Source organism: Micromonospora sp. H33, assembly GCF_052068455.1.
Lineage (GTDB): Bacteria > Actinomycetota > Actinomycetes > Mycobacteriales > Micromonosporaceae > Micromonospora.
This window is the reverse complement of record NZ_JBQHDE010000003.1, coordinates 387,574-408,650: the sequence shown is the minus strand read 5'-3', so window position 1 is coordinate 408,650 and position 21,077 is coordinate 387,574. Positions and strand designations below refer to the sequence as shown.

Annotated in this window: 18 protein-coding genes; 7 read left to right on the top strand and 11 right to left on the bottom strand. The window is 74.4% G+C overall.

The features are described 5' to 3' along the window. Window positions 1–16: 16 nt before the first annotated feature. From ACTMS0_RS11130 to ACTMS0_RS11120, 3 genes are all read right to left on the bottom strand, one after another. Entirely contained in the window at window positions 17–367 is a 351-nt protein-coding gene (locus ACTMS0_RS11130; protein WP_441155052.1) for a PepSY domain-containing protein, read from the bottom strand. Window positions 368–477: 110 nt separating this feature from the next. Beyond that, on the bottom strand, window positions 478–1,947 hold the full coding sequence (locus ACTMS0_RS11125; protein ID WP_441155051.1) for an NAD(P)H-hydrate dehydratase: 1,470 nt from the start codon (window positions 1,945–1,947) through the stop codon (window positions 478–480). A gap of 43 nt (window positions 1,948–1,990) precedes the next feature. Next, window positions 1,991–2,359 (bottom strand): holo-ACP synthase, encoded by a 369-nt coding sequence (locus tag ACTMS0_RS11120; RefSeq protein ID WP_441155050.1) that lies wholly within the window; start codon window positions 2,357–2,359, stop codon window positions 1,991–1,993. A 148-nt stretch (window positions 2,360–2,507) separates the two neighbouring features. On the opposite strand from ACTMS0_RS11120, the gene ACTMS0_RS11115 reads away from it, so the two are divergent. Both ACTMS0_RS11115 and ACTMS0_RS11110 read left to right on the top strand, forming a co-directional pair. Beyond that, window positions 2,508–2,831, top strand: a complete 324-nt coding sequence (locus ACTMS0_RS11115) for a hypothetical protein (RefSeq protein ID WP_441155049.1) — start codon at window positions 2,508–2,510, stop codon at window positions 2,829–2,831. 173 nt (window positions 2,832–3,004) lie between these two features. Next, window positions 3,005–4,597, top strand: coding sequence for an alpha/beta hydrolase (locus ACTMS0_RS11110; protein ID WP_441155048.1), 1,593 nt, complete (start codon window positions 3,005–3,007; stop codon window positions 4,595–4,597). 61 nt (window positions 4,598–4,658) lie between these two features. Here ACTMS0_RS11110 and glmS read toward each other — a convergent pair whose 3' ends face one another. After that, on the bottom strand, window positions 4,659–6,572 hold the full coding sequence (glmS, locus tag ACTMS0_RS11105; protein WP_441155047.1) for a glutamine--fructose-6-phosphate transaminase (isomerizing): 1,914 nt from the start codon (window positions 6,570–6,572) through the stop codon (window positions 4,659–4,661). A 162-nt stretch (window positions 6,573–6,734) separates the two neighbouring features. Between glmS and ACTMS0_RS11100 the strand changes: the two genes are divergently transcribed. Next, on the top strand, window positions 6,735–7,928 hold the full coding sequence (locus ACTMS0_RS11100; protein ID WP_441155046.1) for a pyridoxal phosphate-dependent aminotransferase: 1,194 nt from the start codon (window positions 6,735–6,737) through the stop codon (window positions 7,926–7,928). Then, complete coding sequence (locus ACTMS0_RS11095) at window positions 7,925–9,034, top strand: threonine aldolase family protein (protein ID WP_441155045.1); 1,110 nt, start codon at window positions 7,925–7,927, stop codon at window positions 9,032–9,034. Before ACTMS0_RS11100 ends, ACTMS0_RS11095 begins: the two co-directional genes overlap by 4 nt. 165 nt (window positions 9,035–9,199) lie before the next feature. On the opposite strand, the gene glmM is transcribed toward ACTMS0_RS11095, so the two are convergent. From glmM to ACTMS0_RS11060, 7 genes are all read right to left on the bottom strand, one after another. Continuing rightward, window positions 9,200–10,555, bottom strand: a complete 1,356-nt coding sequence (glmM, locus tag ACTMS0_RS11090) for a phosphoglucosamine mutase (RefSeq protein WP_441155044.1) — start codon at window positions 10,553–10,555, stop codon at window positions 9,200–9,202. A gap of 115 nt (window positions 10,556–10,670) precedes the next feature. Continuing rightward, window positions 10,671–11,135 (bottom strand): 30S ribosomal protein S9, encoded by a 465-nt coding sequence (gene rpsI / locus ACTMS0_RS11085; protein ID WP_102658823.1) that lies wholly within the window; start codon window positions 11,133–11,135, stop codon window positions 10,671–10,673. A gap of 20 nt (window positions 11,136–11,155) precedes the next feature. Beyond that, window positions 11,156–11,599 (bottom strand): 50S ribosomal protein L13, encoded by a 444-nt coding sequence (gene rplM, locus ACTMS0_RS11080; RefSeq protein WP_091102704.1) that lies wholly within the window; start codon window positions 11,597–11,599, stop codon window positions 11,156–11,158. 191 nt (window positions 11,600–11,790) lie between these two features. Next, window positions 11,791–13,158: a NarK family nitrate/nitrite MFS transporter gene (locus ACTMS0_RS11075; protein ID WP_441155043.1), complete on the bottom strand. Its 1,368-nt coding sequence runs from the start codon at window positions 13,156–13,158 to the stop codon at window positions 11,791–11,793. A gap of 178 nt (window positions 13,159–13,336) precedes the next feature. Next, window positions 13,337–13,630: a type II toxin-antitoxin system PemK/MazF family toxin gene (locus ACTMS0_RS11070; RefSeq protein WP_441155042.1), complete on the bottom strand. Its 294-nt coding sequence runs from the start codon at window positions 13,628–13,630 to the stop codon at window positions 13,337–13,339. After that, on the bottom strand, window positions 13,620–13,877 hold the full coding sequence (locus ACTMS0_RS11065; protein ID WP_168001560.1) for a DUF6364 family protein: 258 nt from the start codon (window positions 13,875–13,877) through the stop codon (window positions 13,620–13,622). Before ACTMS0_RS11065 ends, ACTMS0_RS11070 begins: the two co-directional genes overlap by 11 nt. 63 nt (window positions 13,878–13,940) lie before the next feature. Next, complete coding sequence (locus tag ACTMS0_RS11060) at window positions 13,941–14,648, bottom strand: class I SAM-dependent methyltransferase (RefSeq protein ID WP_441155041.1); 708 nt, start codon at window positions 14,646–14,648, stop codon at window positions 13,941–13,943. Between the two features lie 239 nt (window positions 14,649–14,887). Here ACTMS0_RS11060 and ACTMS0_RS11055 point away from each other — a divergent pair, with 239 nt between their 5' ends. From ACTMS0_RS11055 to nirB, 3 genes are all read left to right on the top strand, one after another. Continuing rightward, complete coding sequence (locus ACTMS0_RS11055) at window positions 14,888–16,957, top strand: molybdopterin oxidoreductase family protein (protein ID WP_441155169.1); 2,070 nt, start codon at window positions 14,888–14,890, stop codon at window positions 16,955–16,957. Further along, on the top strand, window positions 16,954–18,393 hold the full coding sequence (locus ACTMS0_RS11050) for an FAD-dependent oxidoreductase (RefSeq protein ID WP_441155040.1): 1,440 nt from the start codon (window positions 16,954–16,956) through the stop codon (window positions 18,391–18,393). Before ACTMS0_RS11055 ends, ACTMS0_RS11050 begins: the two co-directional genes overlap by 4 nt. Before the next feature lie 151 nt (window positions 18,394–18,544). Then, window positions 18,545–21,061 (top strand): nitrite reductase large subunit NirB, encoded by a 2,517-nt coding sequence (gene nirB, locus ACTMS0_RS11045; protein ID WP_441155039.1) that lies wholly within the window; start codon window positions 18,545–18,547, stop codon window positions 21,059–21,061. Window positions 21,062–21,077 lie beyond the last annotated feature (16 nt).

The window sequence follows — 21,077 nt, the reverse complement described above, 5'->3', positions numbered from 1 at the left end:
GCCGGCAGCGCACCGCTCAGTCGCCGGCCAGCACCGCCCCGGTCGTCGCGTCGACGTCGACCTCGCCGGCCCGGGCGCCGTCGAGCTTCATCTCCCAGATCGGGCGGCCGCCCGCCTCGTCCAGCTCGGCGCGGACCACCCGGCCGCCGAACCGGGCCGTGACGATCTCCGCGGCCTGCACCGCGTTGACCTCCCGAGGCCCGAACCGGGCATCCAGCTCCGGGTCGATCCGCAGCTCGAAACCCGGCCCGCCCGGCGGCGTGGCGACCCGGTCCCGGCCGTCCTTCGCCGAAGCCAGGGCGGTGCCCACGATCAGCGGAAGTGCGACACCGGTGACGGCGACGGTCCAGGTGGCGGCTCTACGCATGGTCCCTCCTCGCGGAACGCGTGCGGCCGGCCGCGTCCCCCGACGCCCGCACGCCCAGGGGTACGGCCTCCGGGCCACCCCGGTTCACCAGGTCGGGCGTCCGGGCGTGCTCAGGGGAGGCGGGCCAGCACCGGGCGCAGGGCGACCGCCACGTCGGTCGCGGTCACCGGGCCGCCCCGGGCCGCCTCCCGGCCGGCCAGCCCGTGCAGGTACGCGGCCGCGGCGGCGGCCCGCTCGGGCGCGAGACCCGCGGCGAGCAGCGAACCGAGCAGCCCGGCCAGCACGTCCCCCGTGCCCCCGGTGGCCAACGCCGGGGTACCGGTCGGGTTCACGTACGCCCGGCCGTCCGGCGTGCCGATCACCGTGCGGTCGCCCTTGAGCAGCACCACCGCGTTCATCCAGGCGGCCAACCGCAGCGTGGCCGCCACCCGGTCGGTGCCCGGTGTCTCCCCGCAGAGCCGGGTGAACTCACGGTCGTGCGGGGTGACCACGATCGGGGCGTCCCGCCGCCGGAGCTGCTCGGCGAGCGAACCGTCCACGAGCAGGGTCAGGGCGTCCGCGTCGAGCACGGCCGGGACCGGCGCGGCGAGCACGGCGCGCAGCTCTGCGCCCGCCTCCTCGCCGGTGCCGAGCCCCGAGCCGCAGACCCACGCCTGCACCCGGCCCGCGTCGGCGACCCGCCCGGCGGCGATCACCGACGGGTGGTGGTGCAGCACCTCGTCGCGGGCGCCGCCCGCGTACCGGACCATCCCGGTGGGGCCGGCCGACGCCCCGGCGACCGAGAGCACCGCCGCACCGGGGTAGACGGCCGAGCCGGTCGCGACACCGACCACGCCCCGGCTGTACTTCTCCGAGGCCGCGCCGAGCCGCGGCCACCAGTCGACGACGTCCGACCACTCGGTCACCCGTAGCGCCGGGGTGCCGCGCAGCCACGGCTCCAACCCGATGTCGACCAGCTCGACCTGGCCGGCCAGCGCCGCGGCGGGGCCCACCACCAGGGCCGGCTTCAACGCGCCGAAGGTCACCGTCACGTCGGCCCGCACGGCGCTCGGCCGGCCGGAGGCGGTGAGCGGCACGTGGCCCGTGTCCACCGCCACCCCGCTGGGCACGTCCACCGCGACCACCGTCGCCCGGGCGCCGTCCCGCCCGCAGTGCCGCACCAGGCTCGCCGCGAGCTGGTCCGCCGTCTGCCGGAGGCCGCCGCTGCCGCCGATCCCGACGATGCCGTCCAGCACGAGGTCGACCTGGGCGGGCGGGCGCTCGACGAGCCGACCACCGGCGGCCCGGAACGCCGCCAGGCCCTCGGCGTGCGCCCGGCCGGGGGTCAGCAACAGAGCCGACACGGCCGCGCCGCGGCGGGCCAGGTGCGCGCCGGCGAGGAGGGTGTCGCCGCCGTTGTCCCCCGAACCGACCAGCAGCAGCACCCGGGCGGCGTAGACTCCGCCCCGGTCGGCGAGGAGCAGCGCGCAACGGCGGGCCAGCCCGGCCGCGGCGCGCTGCATCAGCGTCCCCGGCGGAAGCGTCGCCATCAGGCCCGCCTCCGCGGCGCGTACGTCCGCCACCCGCCACACCGGTCTCATGCGACTCCCGTCCCCGTGCGAGGCGTGCCCGGCACGCCGCCGATCAGCGTTCCGCGACCACCATGGCCGAGGCGATCCCGCCGTCGTGCGACAGCGAGATGTGCCAGCGGTTGACCCCCCGCTCGGCGGCCGCCGCCGCGACCGTGCCGGAGACGGTCAGCCAGGGGCGGCCGTCCGGATCCGGCACGATCTCGCAGTCGTGCCAGCTCAACCCGCCCGGCGCGCCGAGCGCCTTGGCCACCGCCTCCTTGGCCGCGAACCGGGCGGCGAGCGACTCGGGCGAGCGCGGGTTGCCGGAGGCGGTGTACCGCTCGGCCTCGGTGAAGAGCCGGTCGGCGAGCAGCGGCGTCCGCGTCAGGGCCCGGGTGAACCGCTCCACCAGGACCACGTCGATGCCGACCGCGACGATCACGGGCCCACCCTACCGGCGCGGGCGGCCGCACATTAGCCGTCGGTGCCGCGCCGGGCAACGCCTGTGGACAACCCGGCGGTACGGCGGCCGCCCGTCCTCCACAGGGCACGCGCGGCGCCGCCGCCCACCCCTAGCGTTCCGTCCGGCGATGTCCGACGGTGCCACGGGGGCGGGGATGATGGAGGAGATGTTCAGCGTCCGGCCGGACGCGTTGCGCCGGAGCGCGTCGGCGCTCGCCGACGACGCGTACCGGCTGGCGCACGGGGTTGCCGGCGTGTCCGGGCTGGTGGTGCCGGCCCCGCGGTGGGCGGCCGGGGCGGCGCTGGCCGGGTGGGAGGCGGCGGTGCACGCCTGGTTCGGGGAGCTGGGCGCTCGGGTGGCGGCCACCGGCGAGGCGGTCCGTTCGGCGGCCGACGCGTACGACGCGGTGGACGACCGGGCGGCGGCCCGGCTGACCGGGGCACCGCGATGACGGTCCCCGTCCGGCCGCCGGCCCGCCCGACCGCCGGCGCGCCTGGTCCGAGCGGGCCGGCACCCGGCCGGTCGAGCCCGGCCGGGACCGGCCGTGGCCGACCGGGTGGAGCTGGGCCTGGCCGGTCGGGGGCACGCGGGCCGGTGTCCGGTCGTCCGGCGAGGCCGGCGCCGGTGGAGGGCATCGGGTACCGGGAGCTGTGGGCGGCCGACCCGGGTGCGTGGCGGGCGGCCGGGGCGGCCTGGCGCGAGACCTCCGCGCTGGTCGAGCGTCGGGCCAGGGAGCTGACCGCGGGAGCCGCCACGCTGCGGGACGCCTGGTCGGGTCGGGCGGCCGGCGCCGCGGACGCCCGCCTCGGCGGGCTGCGGAGCGACCTGCTCGCCGGCCGGCCGGGGCTGATCGAGGCCGACCAGGTGCTCGCCGAGTTCGGCGGCCGGCTCGCCGCCGCCAAGGCCCGGCTCGGCACGGCGGTCGCGCTGGCCGACCGTTCGGGCGTACGGGTGGACCGGCGTGGCCAGGTCAGCGCCGACCCGTCCCGCCCGGCGACGGCCGGCACCGGGCGGGTGGTCACGGAGGTGGCCGCGGGTATCGGTGCGGCACTCGACGCGGCGCGGTCCGCCGACCGGGAGGCGGCCGGGCGACTCGCCGAGCTGGCCGGTGCGGCCGCCGCCGGCTGGGTGAGCCCACCCCCGCCCGGCCGGCCCGGGGCCGACGCCACCCCCGCGGCGGTCCGGGCCTGGTGGACGGGGCTCAGCCCGGCGCAGCGGCGCTGGCTGGTGGCGTACGAGTCGGAGCGGGTCGGCCGCCTCGACGGGGTGCCGGCGGCCGCCCGGGACCAGGCCAACCGACTCCTGCTCGGCCAGCACCGCGAGGATCTGCTCGCCGAGCGGCGGCGGCTGCTCGACCGGGTGCCGCCCGGGCCGCTCGAACTGGCCGGGCTGCGCCGGGTGGAGGCGGCACTCGCCGGGCTGGACGCGCTGGCCGGGCGCCTGGCGGCGCCGGAGGGCCCGCGGGCGTACCTGCTGTCAGTGGCCACCCACGGGGAGGGACGGGCCGTGGTCGCGCTCGGCAACCCCGACCGCAGCGGCCAGGTGCTCACGTACGTGCCGGGAATGACGGCCGGTTTGGACGACGTGACCGGCGAGCTGAGCCGGGCGGGCCGGGTGCTGTCCCGCTGCACGGACCTCGCCCCGGGCGAGGAGACCGCGGCGGTGCTCTGGCTGGACTACGACGCCCCGGACTTCCTCCACGAGGCCGCGTGGCCGGGGCAGGCGGGCGACGCGGGGCCGGCGCTGCACCGGTTCCAGGAGGGCCTGCGCGCCACCCACGAGGGCCCGGACGCCCGGCAGACCGTGCTCGGGCACAGCTACGGGTCCCTGGTCGTGGGCACCGCCGCCCGGAACCAGGGCCTCGCCGCCGACGCCCTGGTCTTCGTGGGCTCACCCGGCGTCGGGGTGGACCACGCGCGCGACCTGGGCCTGCCGCCGGGTCAGGTCTGGGCGAGCACCGCGCCCGACGACGTGATCCGGCTGGCGCGCCCTCCAGAGGAGCTGCTCCGGCGGCCCCTGCTGGGCGCGTCGCCGATCGGTGTGGCGGTCGCGCTGCTCGACGGGCCGGACCGGGAGCTGTGGTTCGGGCGCGACCCCTCCGATCCGGGGTTCGGCGGGCGCACCTTCCCCAGCGGCCGGTACGGCCACACCGGCTACTGGGAACCCGGCAACCCGGCGCTCGACGGCATGGCGAGGCTGGTCCTCGGCCGGCCGTAGGCCGGACATGCGACGGGCCCGCCGGACCGGCGGAAGCGGTCCGGCGGGCCCGTCAGCCGGTTTACTCGACCGTGACGGACTTCGCCAGGTTGCGGGGCTGGTCGACGTCGTGGCCACGGGCGGCGGCGATCTCCGCCGCGAGCACCTGCAGCGGCACGGTGGTGACCAGCGGCGCGAGCAGCGTCGGCGTACGCGGGACGTAGATGAGGTGGTCGGCGTACCGGACGACGGCCTCGTCCCCCTCCTCCGCGATCACGATGGTCCGGGCTCCACGCGCCCGCACCTCCTGGATGTTGGAGACGACCTTGTCGTGCAGCATGCCCCGGCCGACCGGCGACGGCACGATGCAGATCACCGGGGTGCCCTTGTCGATGAGGGCGATCGGGCCGTGCTTCAGCTCGCCGGCGGCGAAGCCCTCGGCGTGCATGTACGCCAGTTCCTTGAGCTTGAGCGCGCCCTCCAGCGCCACCGGGTAGCCGACGTGGCGGCCGATGAACAGCACGGTCGGCTCGGACTTCAGCTCCCGGGCCAGCTCGCGCACCGGCTCGATCCGGTCCAGCAGCTCGCGCAGCTTGCCCGGCATCTGGTGGAGCTGGTCGACCACGGCGGCCACCTCGTCGGCGAACTTGATGCCACGCACCTGGGCGAGGTGCAGGCCGATCAGGTAGCAGGCGACGAGCTGGGTGAGGAACGCCTTGGTGGAGGCGACGGCGATCTCGGGGCCGCCGTGGGTGTAGAGGACCGCGTCGGACTCGCGGGGGATGGTGGAGCCGTTGGTGTTGCAGATCGCGAGCACCCGGGCCTTCTGCTCCTTGGCGTGCCGCAGCGCCATCAGCGTGTCCATCGTCTCGCCGGACTGCGAGATCACCACGATGAGCGTGGACCGGTCGAGCACCGGGTCGCGGTAGCGGAACTCGCTGGCGAGCTCCACCTCGCAGGGGATCCGGGTCCAGTGCTCGATGGCGTACTTGGCGACGAGGCCGGAGTGGTACGCGGTGCCGCAGGCGACGATGAAGATCTTGTCGACGTCGCGCAGGTCCTGGTCGCTGAGGCGGACCTCGTCGAGCATGATCTCGCCGGACTCGGTGAGCCGGCCGAGGAGCGTGTCGGCGACCGCCTGCGGCTGCTCCTCGATCTCCTTGAGCATGAACCAGTCGTAGCCGCCCTTCTCCGCGGCCGAGGAGTCCCAGTCGATGTGGAAGTCCTTGCCGCTGGCGGGCTGGCCGTCGAAGTCGGTGATCTCGATGGTGTCGCCGGTGATCAGGACGATCTGGTCCTGGCCCAGCTCCACCGCTTCGCGGGTGTGCTCGATGAACGCGGCGACGTCGCTGGCGAGGTAGTTCTCACCGTCGCCCCGGCCGACGACCAGGGGCGAGTTGCGCCGGGCACCGACCACCGCGCCGGGGACGCCGGCGTCGACGGCGAGCAGGGTGAACGCGCCCTCCAGCCGCTGGCAGACCACGCGCATGCCGGCGGCCAGCAGCTGCGGCCCGTCCGGGTGGCCGGCGGCGCGCAGGTCGGCGAGCGCGGCGGCGAGCAGGTGCGCGGCGCACTCGGTGTCGGTGTCGCTGCCGAACTGGACGCCGTCGGCCTCCAGTTCGGCGCGCAGCTTCGCGAAGTTCTCGATGATGCCGTTGTGGATCACGGCGACCCGCCCGTCCGGGGCCAGGTGGGGGTGGGCGTTGCGGTCGGTGGGACCGCCGTGGGTGGCCCAGCGGGTGTGGCCGATGCCGGTGGTGCCGTCGCCGATGCCGATCGGGCTCGCGCCGCAGGACGCCGGATCCTCGGCGGCCCGCTCGGACAGCACCTTCTCCAGGTTGGCCAGCTTGCCGGCCTTCTTCTCGGTCAGCAGCTCATCGTCGCAGACGATGGCGACACCGGCCGAGTCGTAGCCGCGGTACTCCAACCGACGCAGCCCGTCGAGCACGATGCCGAGCGCCGGGCGCGTGCCGGCGTAACCCACGATTCCACACATGGGTCGCAGCCTAACCCAGTTTCGCTCATCGCGCGTGCTCGGAAGTCCGGTAAACGATCAGCAACTTTGAGCGAAGGGAGCGAGTCGCTACGCGGAGTAACGAATCGCCATCGACGGCCACGACGGGTTGAACCGGCACGGCGAGTCCGTAGGCTGGCGGGCGTGACGACCGCCCACGTCGATCCCCTGGTGGCCCGGATGCGCCCGTTCGGGACGACGATCTTCGCCGAGATGTCCGCTCTCGCCGTCCGCACCGGGGCGGTCAACCTCGGTCAGGGCTTCCCGGACACCGACGGGCCGCCGGAGATGCTGGTTGCCGCGGCCGAGGCGCTGCGCACCGGGCAGAACCAGTACCCGCCGGGGCCGGGGATCCCCGCGCTGCGCGCCGCTGTCGCGGCCCACCAGCGCCGCTTCTGGGGGCTGGAGTACGACCCGGACGGCGAGATCGTGGTGACCGCGGGCGCCACCGAGGCGATCGCGGCGGCGATCCTCGGCCTCTGCGAGCCGGGTGACGAGGTGGTCTGCTTCGAGCCGTACTACGACTCGTACGCCGCCTCGATCGCGCTGGCCGGCGCGGTCCGGCGACCGGTCACGCTGCGTCCCGGCGCCGACGGCCGGTACGCCTTCGACCCGGACGCGCTGCGTGCCGCCTTCGGGCCCCGCACCCGGCTGGTCCTGCTGAACTCCCCGCACAACCCGACCGGCAAGGTCTTCACCGCCGACGAGCTGGCCCTGGTCGCCGAACTGTGCCGGGAGCACGACGCGTACGCGATCACCGACGAGGTGTACGAGCACCTGGTCTTCACCGACGCGGCATCCGGTCACGTCCCCCTCGCCACGCTCCCGGGAATGCGCGACCGGACCCTGCGGATCTCCTCGGCCGGCAAGACGTTCTCCTGCACGGGCTGGAAGGTCGGCTGGGTGAGCGGCCCGGCCACGCTCGTGTCGGCGGCGCTGCGGGTCAAGCAGTTCCTGACCTTCGTCAACGCCGCGCCGCTGCAACCCGCGGTCGCCGTGGCGCTCGGCCTCGGCGACGACTACTTCACCGCGTTCCGGGACGGGATGCAGGCCCGCCGTGACCACCTGGTCGCCGGGCTCACCGACGCCGGGTTCGACGTGCTCACGCCCGAGGGCACCTACTTCGTCACCGCCGACGTCACCCCGCTCGGCGGCCGGGACGGGGTGGAGTTCTGCCGGTCGCTGCCGGAGCGCTGCGGCGTGGTGGCCGTGCCCACGCAGGTCTTCTACGACGACCAGGAGGCCGGCCGGCGACTGATCCGGTTCGCCTTCTGCAAACGTCCGGAGGTGCTGACCGAGGCGGTCACCCGGCTCCGTCGGCTCGAGGCGGCACGGTGAGCGGCCCGTACGCCGACCGGCTCCGTCGGTTGGCCGCGCTGCGGGGCTGCGACGTGGTCCTGTCCGGAGCGCGGCCGGCGACCGTGGGCGAGCGGCTGGACGCGATGCGGGCCGCGCTGCCCGAGGACAGCCTCCCCGACCTGTACGGCGAGGGCGGTGTGGTCGAGCTCGTCGAGCACCGGATCGCCGAGCTGCTCGGCACCGAGGCCGCCGTCCTCTTCCCCACCGGCACCATGGCCCAGCAGGTCGCCCTCCGCCACGGTGCCGAGCTGACCGGCCGGGACGCGGTCGCCCTGCACCCCCTCAGTCACCCCCTCGTCCACGAGCGGGACGCGTACGCGGTGCTCACCGGCCTGCGAGCGGCCCGCACCCCGGACGCCGCCCGGTTCCCGACCGCCGAGGAGGTCAGCGACCTCGGCGAGCCGTTCGGCACGCTGCTCCTCGAACTCCCGCTGCGGGACGCCGGGTTCCTGCTGCCGACCTGGGACGAGCTGGTGGCGGTGGTCGGCGCCGGCCGTGCCCGGGGCGCCCGCGTGCACGTCGACGGCGCCCGCCTGTGGGAGTCGACCGTGCACCTCGGGCGGCCCGCCCCGGCGGTCACCGCACTGGTCGACAGCGTGTACGTGTCGCTCTACAAGTCCCTCGGCGGGGTCTCCGGAGCGGTGCTGGCCGGTGACCCGGAGCTGGCCGCGTACGCCCGCGCGTGGCGGCACCGCTACGGCGGCACGGTCTTCCAGCAGTGGCCGGCCGCGCTGGCCGCGCTGCACGGGCTGGACCAGGAACTGCCCCGCCTGCCCGGCTACGTCGCCCACGCGCGGCGGGTCGCCGAGACACTCGCCACGGTGCCGGGGGCCCGGGTCTTCCCCGCGCCACCGCACACCCATCAGTTCCGGTTCTGGCTGCCGTACCCGGCCGACGCGCTCAACGACGCCGCCCTCGCGCTCGCGGAGGAGGAGAAGGCCTGGTTCGTCGGTCAGTGGCGGGACACCGACGTCCCCGGGCTGGCGCTGGCCGAGGTGACGGTGGCCGACCCCGCCCTGGAGCTGGACGCCGACCAGATCACCGACCTGGCCCACCGCTTCCTGCGCCGACTGCCCGCCCGCTGAGCGCCCACCCCGACCGCGATGCCGGCGGCATCGCGCCATCGGGGCAACGCCGAAACCCTGATGCCGGCCGCTTCGCGCCGTCCAGACGGCGCTGACCCCGCAATGCCGCCGGCATGGAGTCGATAGGCCGGCTGCTTCGCGCCGTGGCGCGCGCGGCGCACCGGATCAGGCGACCGGGCTGGCGGTGCGGACCTGCTCGGCGATCCGCTCGGCCACCGAGCGGGCGGTCGCCTCGGTGGCGGCCTCGACCATGACCCGGACCAGCGGCTCGGTGCCCGAGGGGCGCAGCAGCACACGGCCGGTCTCGCCCAGCTCGGCCTCGGCCCGCTCGACCTCGGCCCGGACGGCGGGCGCGGCCGCGCCGACGGTGCGGTCGCCGACCGGCACGTTGATCAGCACCTGCGGCAGCCGGGTGACCACGCCGGCCAGCTCGGCCAGGGGCTTCCCGGTCGCCGCCATCCGCGACATCAGGTGCAGGCCGGTCAGCACGCCGTCGCCGGTGGTCGCGTACGCGGGCATGACGATGTGCCCGCTCTGCTCGCCGCCCAGCGCCAGACTGGAGGCGCGCAGCTCCTCCAGCACGTACCGGTCGCCGACCTTGGTCTCGACCAGCCGGATGCCCTCCCTGGACATGGCCAGGCGCAGGCCGAGGTTGCTCATCACCGTGGCGACCAGCGTGTCGCCGGTGAGGGTGCCGGCCTCCCGCATGGCCAGCGCGAGGATCGCCATCACCTGGTCGCCGTCGACCTCGTCGCCGTCGGCGGTCACCGCGACGCACCGGTCGGCGTCGCCGTCGTGGGCGATACCCAGGTGCGCGCCGTGCTCGACGACGGCCTGGCGCAGCGCCTCGATGTGGTTCGAGCCGCACTCGTCGTTGATGTTGAGGCCGTCGGGCTCGGCGTGGATCGCGATCACCTCGGCGCCGGCCTCCCGGTACGCCACCGGGGCCACCTCGGCGGCGGCGCCGTTGGCGCAGTCCACCACGACCTTGATCCCCTCGAGCCGGTGCGGAACCGTGCCCACCAGGTGCTGCACGTAGTGGTCGGCACCGTCGAGCAGGTCGTGGACCCGGCCCACGCCCGCGCCGATCGGGCGCTCCCAGGCGGTGGTCGCGTTCGCCTGGACGGCCGCCTCGATCTGCATCTCGATCTCGTCCGGCAGCTTGTGCCCGCCGGCGGCGAAGAGCTTGATGCCGTTGTCCGGCATGGGGTTGTGCGACGCGGAGAGCATCACGCCCAGGTCGGCCTTGGCCTCGGCGGTGAGGAACGCCACGGCCGGGGTCGGCAGCACGCCGACCCGGACGACGTTCGCCCCGGCGCTGGTGAGGCCGGCCACCACGGCGGCCTCCAGCATCTCGCCGCTGGCCCGGGTGTCGCGGCCGACGACGGCCAGCGGGGGATGGCTCTTGTCCGACTCGGCGAGAGTGTGCGCGGCGGCCACCGCCACCGCGAGCGCCAACTCGGGCGTCAGATCCGCGTTCGCCCGCCCGCGTACACCGTCCGTGCCGAACAACCGGCCCATACCCGCCAACCTCCGATGGAACTGCCGATGATGGGAAAGCGGAACGGCCGGGCCACCCCCCGTCGTATGGGTGGTGGCCCGGCCGTCCGTCAGAAGTACAACGTGCAGCTGATGGTCAGCGCTTCGAGTACTGGGGAGCCTTGCGAGCCTTCTTGAGGCCGTACTTCTTGCTCTCCTTGACCCGCGCGTCCCGGGTGAGGAAGCCGGCCTTCTTCAGCGCGGGACGGTCGTCCGGTTCGTTGACGATGAGGGCCCGGGCGATGGCCAGCCGGAGCGCGCCGGCCTGACCGGTGGTGCCGCCACCCCGCAGGTTGGCGATGACGTCGAACGCCTCCGGCTTCTCGGCGGTGACCAGCGGGTCCTTGATGAGCTGCTGGTGCACCTTGCTCGGGAAGTAGGCCTCGAGGTCCCGGCCGTTGCAGGTGATCTTGCCGGTGCCCGGCACGATGCGGACCCGGACGATGGCCTCCTTGCGGCGGCCCACGGTCTGGATCGGCCGGTCACCACGAGGCGCGCGGGCGACGGGCGCCGGCGCCTCGGTGGCCTCGGGGGCGACCTCGGTGGCGGTGATGTCGGTCATGCTGCTTCCTTCGCCCGCGCTCACTGCGCGATCTGCTTGATCTCGAACGGCACCGGCGACTGCGCGCCGTGCGGGTGCTCGGCACCGGCGTAGACCTTCAGCTTCTTGATGAGCTTACGGCCGAGCTTGTTGTGCGGGAGCATCCCCTTCACGGCCAGCTCGATGGCCCGCTCGGGACGCTTGGTCAGCAGCTCGTCGTAGCCGACCTGCTTCAGACCACCCGGGTAGCCGGAGTGGCGGTAGGCGATCTTCTGCTGCCGCTTGTTGCCGGTCAGCGCGACCTTGCCCGCGTTCACGATGACGACGAAGTCGCCCGTGTCGACGTGCGGCGCGAAAGTCGGCTTGTGCTTGCCGCGCAGCAGCGTGGCGGCGTGGGTGGCCAGGCGGCCCAGCACGACATCAGAGGCGTCGATGACGTGCCACTGACGCTCGATCTCACCCGGCTTCGGGCTGTACGTACGCACAGGTCTACCTTGTCTCGTCGTCGGTCTGGGGTCGCGCGCCGGGTGACCAGGCGCGCACGAACGACCAAGCGTACCTCAGGTGGCACGCCTCTAGATGTCGCACAACAGCAGGTAACGATACCCAACGCCTCGTCGGCCGGTCAAAACGGGGGCCCGGCGACGCACGCCGGACCCCCGTTCGATGACCGGGCTCACACCCGCGCACGGGCCATCCGCGCTCCCGGCCGCAGGTAGGCGGCCCAGGTCACCACGATCATCACCAGGAAGAACCCGACATAGAACCGCAGCGCGGGCTGGATGCCCCCGTAGGTCGACTTCGCCCAGGCGTAGCAGATCGGGACGAGGAACCCACCGAACGCGCCGACCGAGGAGATGATCCCCAGCGCCCCGGCCGCCTGGCGGCGCATCGAAAGCATGATCTCCGGCGTACCACCCAGGTCCTCCCCCTTGACCTGGAAGATCCGGGAGATCATCCGGTACGTCGAGCCGTTGCCGACACCGGTCGCCACGAACAGCAGCATGAACGCCAGGAAGAAGACGCCCAGCCGGCGCTCCTCCACCGACCACAGGGCCAGGGACGCCCCGGCGACCATCAGCACGAAGCTGGCCACGGTGATCCGGGCGCCGCCGATCACGTCGGAGAGGCGGCCGCCAAACGGCCGGCAGACCGAGCCCACGGCCGCGCCGAGGAACGCCCAGCTCAGCGCGATGTCCGGCCGGCCGAACACCCCGTTGAGCAGGGTCGGGAAGGCCGCCGAGTAACCGATGAACGAGCCGAAGGTGCCGATGTACAGGAACGACATGACCCAGGTGTCCCGGTGCCGCAGCGAGGACCACACCGGGCCCACGTCCGCCTTGGCCTCGGACAGGTTGTCCATGAACAGGTACGCGCAGACCGCCGCGATCACGGCGAGGGGGATGTACATCAGGCCGGCCCGGGCCAGCGCGAGGCCGCCGCCGAGCACGATCGCCTGCGGCACCACGAACTGCACGACGGCGACGCCGATGTTGCCGCCGGCCGCGTTCAGGCCGAGCGCCCAGCCTTTCTCCCGTTCCGGGTAGAAGAACGAGATGTTCGCCATGCTGGAGGCGAAGTTGCCGCCGCCGAGGCCGGCCGTGGCGGCGATCAGCAGCAGCGGCAGGAAGCCGATCTCCGGATGCTGGACCGCCCAGGCCAGCCCCGCACACGGGATGATCAGCAGCAGGGCGGAGACGACGGTCCAGTTGCGGCCGCCGAAGATCGGCACCGCGAAGGTGTACGGCAGCCGCAGCAGCGCGCCGACGCCGCTGGGCACCGCGGTCAGCCAGAGCGCCTGACTGGTGGTCAACGTCCACCCCACGTCGTCCAGCCGGACGACGACGATGCTCCAGAGCAGCCAGACGGAGAAGCCGATGTGCTCGGCGAAGATCGAGTAGATGAGGTTGCGCCGCGCGATCCCGCGACCCACGGTCCGCCAGAAGTGGCCGTCCTCCGGAGCCCAGTGCCCGATCCACCGGCCCGGCCGGCGTTGCAGGTCGATCTCCTCCGCTGTGGTGACGGGCTCGCTCGTCGTCGTCATCAGGTGCTCCTTCCGGCCGGGCGATGTCGTGGTCGCACGACCCACCGGCCCGGCCGGTGTCGAGCGATCCCGGCTGAAAGCTAGGTAACCGCCGTTACCGGAGCGTTTCGTCGACGAGGTCGGGCAGGCAACGGTGATCGCACCGGGCCGGATGACCGTCGGTGAGAAAAAGAGCCCGTCAGAGCTGTTGCAGGATGCGCAGCGCCCGGCCCACCCGCTGCATGGTCTCCGTGTCGGCGACGTCCACGCACTCGGTGAACCACTGCTTCATCGGCGAGGAGAGCCGGTCCGGCATCACCACCCGGTCCCCCATCGGGACGGCCAGAGGCGAGTCGCGCAGCAGCGCCGCGTCGACCACCTCCGCCACGATCACGATCGGCACCGCGGTGGAGTTGTAGAGGTCGGAGCTGACGATCAGACCCAGCCGTTCCCGGGCGCCGGAGATGCGCCAGACCTCGCCCCTACGCAGCACGCGGAGGCCCGCCGAAGAGCAGGTCGTCGACCATGCCCACCTCGCGGGCGTCGGCGAGGGCGGCGGACTCCAGGTCGATCCCGGCCCGACCGACGGCGGCGGCGTGCGCCGAGAAGACCTCGCGCAACGCCTTCTCCCGGGCGGCCTGGTCCATCCAGGCGGACAGGGACAGGCCCTCGCGCTTGGCGAACCGCCGGGCCTCCTCGATCGTCTCGTCCGAGAACGACAGGGTCACCTTGGCAGTCATGCTGGTCAGATTACCCACTGGTATGACCGACAGTCATCCTCGTTGCGCCCGCCGGCAAACCGGTCAGACCGCCGCCTCCGGCGAGCGGCCACCGAAGACGGCGAACCGCCAGGCCTTGAAGTAGCAGTCCACGTCGACGAGGCCCGCCTCGGTGAGCCAGTCGCACTGGGCGGCGACCGGTGCCGGCCGGTCGTACGCCATCCGCTCCCGCGCGGCGGCGATCTCCGCGTCGTCCGAGCCGAGCGCGGTGGCCTGGGCCACCCACACCTCGTCGTAGCGCCGGTCCAGCTCCGGGGTCGGCCCGGCGACCTGCTCGGCGTTGACGAGGACACCGCCCGGGACGAGCGCCCCGGCGGCCCGCCGGTACAGCGCCCGCTTGGCGGCGTCGTCGAGGTGGTGGATGGCGAGCGCGCTCACCACGGCGTCGTACCGGCCCGGCGGCAGGGGGTCGGTGAGGTCGACGTGGACCGTGCGGTGCGGCACGGCGGCGGCCCGCAGGTGGTCGGCGGCGACCGCGAGCATCGCCGGCGCGGCGTCCACGAGAGTCACCCGCACACCCGGCACGGCGGTGGCGACCAGCAGGGAGAGCAGCCCGGTGCCGGCGCCCAGGTCCAGCACCTCCGGGGTACGCCCCGACGCGAGCGCGGCCCGCAACGGCGGGGCGGCCACCTCGACCGCGGTGCCGTAGAACTCGTCGAAGCAGGGCACCAACCGGCGACGGGCCCCGTCGTACCGGCCCGCCACGGCGTCGAACGCCGCTGCCACACCCATCCCGATCCCTCCCAATATGCAGGAAAACTCTCCCACATTGTAGACCAGTCCGGCCCGCGCGCTGCCCCGGTGCGGTGTGAGCCGCTCTTGACAGGACCGAAACAAACGGGACCCGGACCGGAAACCCCTCCCCGGCACGCTTCACGGGCATGACAGACGGTGCACGACCCGCGACTTCACCGGGGCCCCCGCCCCGGGAGGCGGCGACGCACTGCCCGTACTGCGCCCTCCAGTGCGGCATGACGCTGCGCGAGGAGGACGGCCGGGTGGCGGTGCTCCCCCGGCAGTTCCCCACCAACCGGGGCGGCCTCTGCCAGAAGGGCTGGACCGCCGCCGAACTGCTCGACCACCCCGACCGGCTCACCACACCCCTGCTGCGGGACCGGGCCAGCGGCGAGCTGCGGCCGGCGAGCTGGGACGCGGCCCTGGCCCGGATCGTCGAGGGGATCCGCGACGTCCAGGCCGGACACGGCCGGGACGCGGTCGCCGTCTTCGGCGGCGGCGGCCTCACCAACGAGAAGGCGTACGCGCTGGGGAAGTTCGCCCGGGTGGCGCTGCGCACCCGGCACATCGACTACAACGGCCGCTTCTGCATGTCCTCGGCGGCGGCCGCCGGCATGCGGGCCTTCGGCGTCGACCGGGGCCTGCCGTTCCCGCTGTCCGACCTGGGCCGCGCCGACACCCTGCTGCTGGTCGGCGCGAACCCGGCCGAGACGATGCCCCCGCTGGTGCGCTGGCTGACCGAGCAGCGCCAGCGCGGCGGGAAGCTGATCGTGGTGGACCCCCGGGTCACCCCGACCGCCCGCCTGGCCGACCTGCACCTGCAACCGCTGCCGGGCACCGACCTCGCGGTGGCCAGCGCGCTGCTGCACATCGCGCTCACCGAGGGCTTGGTCGACAAGGACTACATCGCCGCCCGCACCACCGGTTTCGAGGAGGTCCGCCGGGCCGTGGCCGCCTGGTGGCCGGCACGCGCCGAGGCGCTCTCCGGGGTGCCGGTGGCCGACTTGGAGGCGACCGCCCGGGCGCTGGGCACCGCCGAGCGGGCGGTCATCCTCACCGCGCGCGGCGCCGAGCAGCACGCCAAGGGCGTCGACACCGTCACCGGATACGTCAACCTGGCGCTCGCCCTCGGCCTGCCGGGCCGCCCCGGCTCCGGGTACGGCTGCCTGACCGGGCAGGGCAACGGGCAGGGTGGCCGGGAGCACGGGCAGAAGGCCGACCAGCTCCCCGGCTACCGGCGCATCGACGACCCGGCCGCCCGCGCGCACGTCGCCGGGGTCTGGGGCGTACCGGCCGACGACCTGCCGGGGCCAGGCGTGCCCGCGTACCAGTTGCTCGACTCGCTGGGCACCCCGGACGGGCCGAAGGCGATGCTCGTCTTCGGCTCCAACCCGGTGGTCTCCGCGCCCCGGGCGGCCCGGATCGAGGGCCGGTTGCGGGACCTCGACCTGCTGGTGGTGGCCGACTTCCTGCTCTCCGAGACGGCCGCCCTCGCCGACGTGGTGCTGCCGACGGCGCAGTGGGCCGAGGAGGACGGCACGATGACCAATCTGGAGGGCCGGGTGCTGCGCCGCCGCGCGCTGCGCGAGCCGCCGCCCGGTGTCCGGACCGACCTGGAGATCCTCGCCGACCTCGCGGCCCGCCTGTCAGAGATGCAAGGAAGGGACCCTTCACAGTCACCAGGCGTTAACAAGGGGCCCTTCCTTTCGCCGGAGCCGGCGGCGGTCTTCACGGAGCTGCGGCGGGCGTCGGCCGGCGGGATCGCCGACTACGCGGGCATCACGTGGGAGCGGATCGACGCGCACGACGGCGCGTACTGGCCCTGCCCGGATCCCGACGGGCCGGACACGCCCCGACTGTTCGCCGAGCGCTTCCCCACCCCGGACGGGCGGGCCCGGTTCCACGCGGTCGAACACCGGCCCGCCGCCGAGGAGGTCAGCGCCGCGTACCCGCTGCACTTCACCACCGGCCGGGTGCTCGCCCAGTACCAGTCCGGCACCCAGACGCGACGGGTGCCGGCGCTGCGCCGAGCCGCTCCGGAGGCCTTCGTCGAGCTGCACCCGGACCTGGCCGGGCGGCTGGGAGTGGCCGACGGCGAGCCGGTCCGGGTGGTCTCCCGCCGGGGCGAGATGGTCGCACCGGCCCGGCTCAGCCCGGCGATCCGGCCGGACACCGTCTTCGCGCCGTTCCACTGGGGCGGCGCGGCCCGCGCCAACTCGGTCACCAACGACGCCGTCGACCCGGTCTCCGGGATGCCGGAGTTCAAGATCTGCGCCGTACGAGTCGAGAGGGTGGACGCGCCGTGACCGAACGGATCGTGATCGTCGGCAACGGGATGGCCGGGGCGCGCCTCGCCGGCGAGCTGCACGCGCGCGACGGGGACCGGAAAGTCACCGTGCTCGGGGCGGAGCCGCACCGGGCGTACAACCGGATCATGCTCTCCACGCTGCTCGCGGGGAAGATCGGCGAGCCGGACGTGGAGCTGGCGGAGGTGGCCGGGCAGGGCGTCGACCTGCGGACCGGGGTGACCGTGACGGCGATCGACCGGGCGGACCGCACGGTCCGCACCCACGACGGCGACCGGATCCCGTACGACCACCTGGTGCTCGCCACCGGCAGCCGGGCGCTGGTGCCGCCGCTGCCCGGGCTGGACGGCCCGGAGCTGCCGGAGCGCGTGGTGCCCTTCCGCACCCTGGACGACTGCCGCCGGATCCTCGCCGTCGCCGAGGGGGCCCGCCGGGTCCTGGTGCTCGGTGGCGGGCTGCTCGGGCTGGAGGCGGCCCGCGGGCTCGCCGCCCGGGGGCTCGACGTGGCGGTGGTGCACCCCGTGCCGTACCTGATGGAGCGGCAACTCGACCCGGCGGGCGCCGCCGTCCTCGCGCGCACGCTCGCCGGCCTCGGCGTGACCACCCACCTGGCGGTCTCCGCCACCGCGGTGGCCGCCGACGCCCACGGCGTACGCCTCGATCTCGCCGACGGCCGGTCGCTCGACGCCGACCTGCTGGTGATCTCCTGCGGGGTACGCCCCGACACCGCGCTCGCCGCGGCGGCCGGGCTGGCGGTCGAGCGGGGCGTGCTGGTGGACGACCGGCTGCGCACGAGTGACCGGCGCATCTCGGCGATCGGCGACTGCGTCCAGCACGACGGCGCGCTGACCGGCCTGGTCGCCCCGGCGTGGGCGCAGGCGCGCGTGCTGGCGCAGGTGCTCAGCGGCGAGGACCCGCTGGCCCGCTACCGGCCGAAGCCGATGGTGACCCGGCTCAAGGCGGCCGGCATCGACCTGGCCGCGATGGGCGACCCCGCCGGCGACGGGCCCGGTGAGGAGCTGACCTTCACCGACCCGGCCCGGGGCACGTACGCCCGGCTGCGCATCCACGACGAGCGGCTGACCGCCGCGATCCTGCTCGGCGACAACCCGGCCGTCGGCACGGTCATCCAGCTGTTCGACCGTGGCCAGCCGGTCCCCGCCGACCGGCGGTCCCTGCTGCTCGGCCGGGCGTTCGGCGCGGCACCGGCCGAGCCGGCCGCGACGCCGGCGCTGATGCCGGACGCGGCGACGGTCTGCCAGTGCAACAACGTCAGCAAGGGAGCGCTGGTGAGCTGCTGGCGCTCCGGGGCCCGGACGGTCGACGCCGTGGTGGCCGGGACCCGGGCCGGTACCGGCTGCGGCGGGTGCCGGGACGCGGTCGCCGGGATCGTCGAATGGTTGTCCAGCGTGGATTCGGTGGAGGTGGCGCGATGAGCGAGCGAAGCGAGCGAATCAGCAGGCTCAGTGCGACGGTGCCTCATGACGGCACTGCAAACAGTCCGATCCCCGGCCGAGGTCCCCTCGACGCTGCCGGGTGCGCCGGCGCGGCCGGGGCTCGGACCGTTCGGCGAAGCGGAGTGCCGTCATGAGCGCCGGCAGGCTGGTCGTCGTCGGCAACGGCATGGTCGGGCAGCGGTTCGTGGACGCGTTGCGCGCCCGCGACACGGCCGGTCGCTGGCGGGTGACCGTGCTCGGCGAGGAGACGCGACCGGCGTACGACCGGGTGCGGCTCTCGGCGTTCTTCGACGGGGCGGGCGAGGACGAGCTGAACCTGCACACCCCCGACGACGGCGTCGAGCTGCGCCTCGGCGAGGCGGTCACGGCGATCGACCGGGCCCGGCGCGTGGTCACCACGGCGGCCGGCGAGTACGCGTACGACGCGCTGGTGCTGGCCACCGGGTCGTACGCCTTCGTCCCACCGGTCGGGGGAACGGACCTGCCGGGGGTCTTCGTCTACCGCACCCTGGACGACCTGGCGGCGATCCGCGAGCACGCCCGGGGCCGGCGCACCGGCGCGGTGATCGGTGGCGGCCTGCTCGGTCTCGAGGCGGCGAACGCGCTGCGGCTGCTGGGGCTCGCCACCAGCGTGGTGGAGTTCGCGCCACGGCTGATGCCGGTGCAGGTGGACACCGCCGGCGGCGCGATGCTCCGGCGGTACGTCGAGGACCTGGGTGTGACCTGCCACCTCGGGGTGGCCACGAGCGCCCTGCACGCCGGCCCGGACGGGTCGGTGGCCGCGCTGGAGCTGACCGACGGCGGCCGGGTCGACGCCGACCTCGTCGTCGTCGCCGCCGGCATCCGACCGCGCGACGAGCTGGCCCGGGCCGCCGGCCTGCCGCTCGGTCCCCGCGGCGGGGTGCTCGTCGACGACACCTGCCGGACGGAGGACGAGCGGATCTGGGCGGTCGGCGAGTGCGCGGCGGTCGACGGGACCTGCCACGGCCTGGTCGCGCCGGGGTACGCGATGGCCGAGGTCGTGGCCGACCGGCTGGTCGGCGGTGCGGCGACCTTCCCCGGCGCGGACACCGCCACCAAGCTCAAGCTGCTCGGGGTGGACGTCGCCTCGTTCGGCGACGCGCACGGCACCACCGAGGGCTGCCTCGACGTGACGTTCACCGACCCCGCCACCCGCGTGTACGCGAAGCTGGTCCTCTCCGACGACGCGAGCACGCTGCTCGGCGGTGTGCTGGTCGGCGACGCGAGCGCGTACCCGACGCTGCGCGCGAGTGTCGGCGGGCCGCTGCCCGCTCCCCCGCTGGCACTGCTCGCGCCCGCCGGAGCCGGCGCCGGGGCGACGACGCTGCCGGGTTCGGCGCAGGTCTGCTCCTGCAACGCGGTGACCCGCGACGACATCGACGCGGCGATCGCGGACGGTGCCGCCGACGTGCCGGCGCTCAAGGCGTGCACCCGGGCCGGCACCAGCTGCGGCTCCTGCGTGCCGATGCTCAAGCAGCTGCTCGACGCCGCCGGGGTGAAGCAGTCCACCGCCCTCTGCGAGCACTTCGACGCGAGCCGCCAGGAGCTGTTCGACATCATCCGGGTACGCGGCATCCGCACGTTCTCCCGGCTGATCGCGGAGCACGGCCGGGGCCGCGGCTGCGACATCTGCAAGCCGGCGGTGGCCTCGATCCTCGCCTCCCTCGGCAGCGGGCACATCCTCGACGGCGAGCAGGCGTCCCTCCAGGACACCAACGATCACTTCCTGGCCAACCTGCAACGCGACGGCAGCTACTCGGTGGTGCCCCGGATCCCCGGCGGCGAGATCACCCCGGAGAAACTGATCGTGATCGGCGAGGTGGCCCGGGACTTCCAGCTCTACACGAAGATCACCGGCGGGCAGCGGATCGACCTGTTCGGCGCGCGGGTCGAGCAGCTGCCGCAGATCTGGCGCCGGCTGGTCGACGCCGGCTTCGAGTCCGGCCACGCGTACGGCAAGGCGCTGCGCACGGTGAAGTCGTGCGTGGGGTCCACCTGGTGCCGGTACGGGGTGCAGGACTCGGTCGGGCTGGCCGTCGCGCTGGAGCTGCGCTACCGGGGCCTGCGCGCCCCACACAAGATCAAGTCGGCGGTGTCCGGCTGCGCCCGGGAGTGCGCCGAGGCCCGCAGCAAGGACTTCGGCATCATCGCCACCGAGACCGGCTGGAACCTCTACGTCGGCGGCAACGGCGGCTTCCGGCCCCGGCACGCCGACCTGTTCGCCTCCGATCTATCCACAGAAGCGCTGATTCTGCTAATCGACAGATTCTTGATGTATTACATCCGCACCGCGGACCGGCTGCAACGCACCGCCGCCTGGATCGAGGCGATGGACGGCGGGCTGGACCACCTCCGCGCGGTCATCGTCGACGACTCGCTCGGCCTCTGCGCCGAGCTGGACGAGGCGATGGCCCGGCACGTCGCGTCGTACTCCGACGAGTGGCGGGACGTCCTCGAGGACCCGGTGCGGCTGCGCCGGTTCACGTCCTTCGTCAACGCACCCGACGTTCCGGACCCCTCGATCACCTTCACCGAGGAGCGGGGCCAGCCGGTCCCGGTCGGCGGCGCACCGGCGGCCGCGAGCCGGCAGCCGGTCGCGCTGGGGATGCCGGAGGTACGCCGATGAGCACCGCGACCGTGGG

Coding starts and splice junctions, on each gene's coding strand:
- ACTMS0_RS11130 (WP_441155052.1), bottom strand. CDS start 367: ATGCGTAGAGCCGCCACCTGGACCGTCGCCGTCACCGGTGTCGCACTT.
- ACTMS0_RS11125 (WP_441155051.1), bottom strand. CDS start 1,947: ATGAGACCGGTGTGGCGGGTGGCGGACGTACGCGCCGCGGAGGCGGGC.
- ACTMS0_RS11115 (WP_441155049.1), top strand. CDS start 2,508: ATGTCCGACGGTGCCACGGGGGCGGGGATGATGGAGGAGATGTTCAGC.
- glmS (WP_441155047.1), bottom strand. CDS start 6,572: ATGTGTGGAATCGTGGGTTACGCCGGCACGCGCCCGGCGCTCGGCATC.
- glmM (WP_441155044.1), bottom strand. CDS start 10,555: ATGGGCCGGTTGTTCGGCACGGACGGTGTACGCGGGCGGGCGAACGCG.
- rpsI (WP_102658823.1), bottom strand. CDS start 11,135: ATGACCGACATCACCGCCACCGAGGTCGCCCCCGAGGCCACCGAGGCG.
- ACTMS0_RS11075 (WP_441155043.1), bottom strand. CDS start 13,158: ATGACGACGACGAGCGAGCCCGTCACCACAGCGGAGGAGATCGACCTG.
- ACTMS0_RS11065 (WP_168001560.1), bottom strand. CDS start 13,877: ATGACTGCCAAGGTGACCCTGTCGTTCTCGGACGAGACGATCGAGGAG.
- ACTMS0_RS11060 (WP_441155041.1), bottom strand. CDS start 14,648: ATGGGTGTGGCAGCGGCGTTCGACGCCGTGGCGGGCCGGTACGACGGG.
- ACTMS0_RS11055 (WP_441155169.1), top strand. CDS start 14,888: ATGACGCTGCGCGAGGAGGACGGCCGGGTGGCGGTGCTCCCCCGGCAG.
- nirB (WP_441155039.1), top strand. CDS start 18,545: ATGAGCGCCGGCAGGCTGGTCGTCGTCGGCAACGGCATGGTCGGGCAG.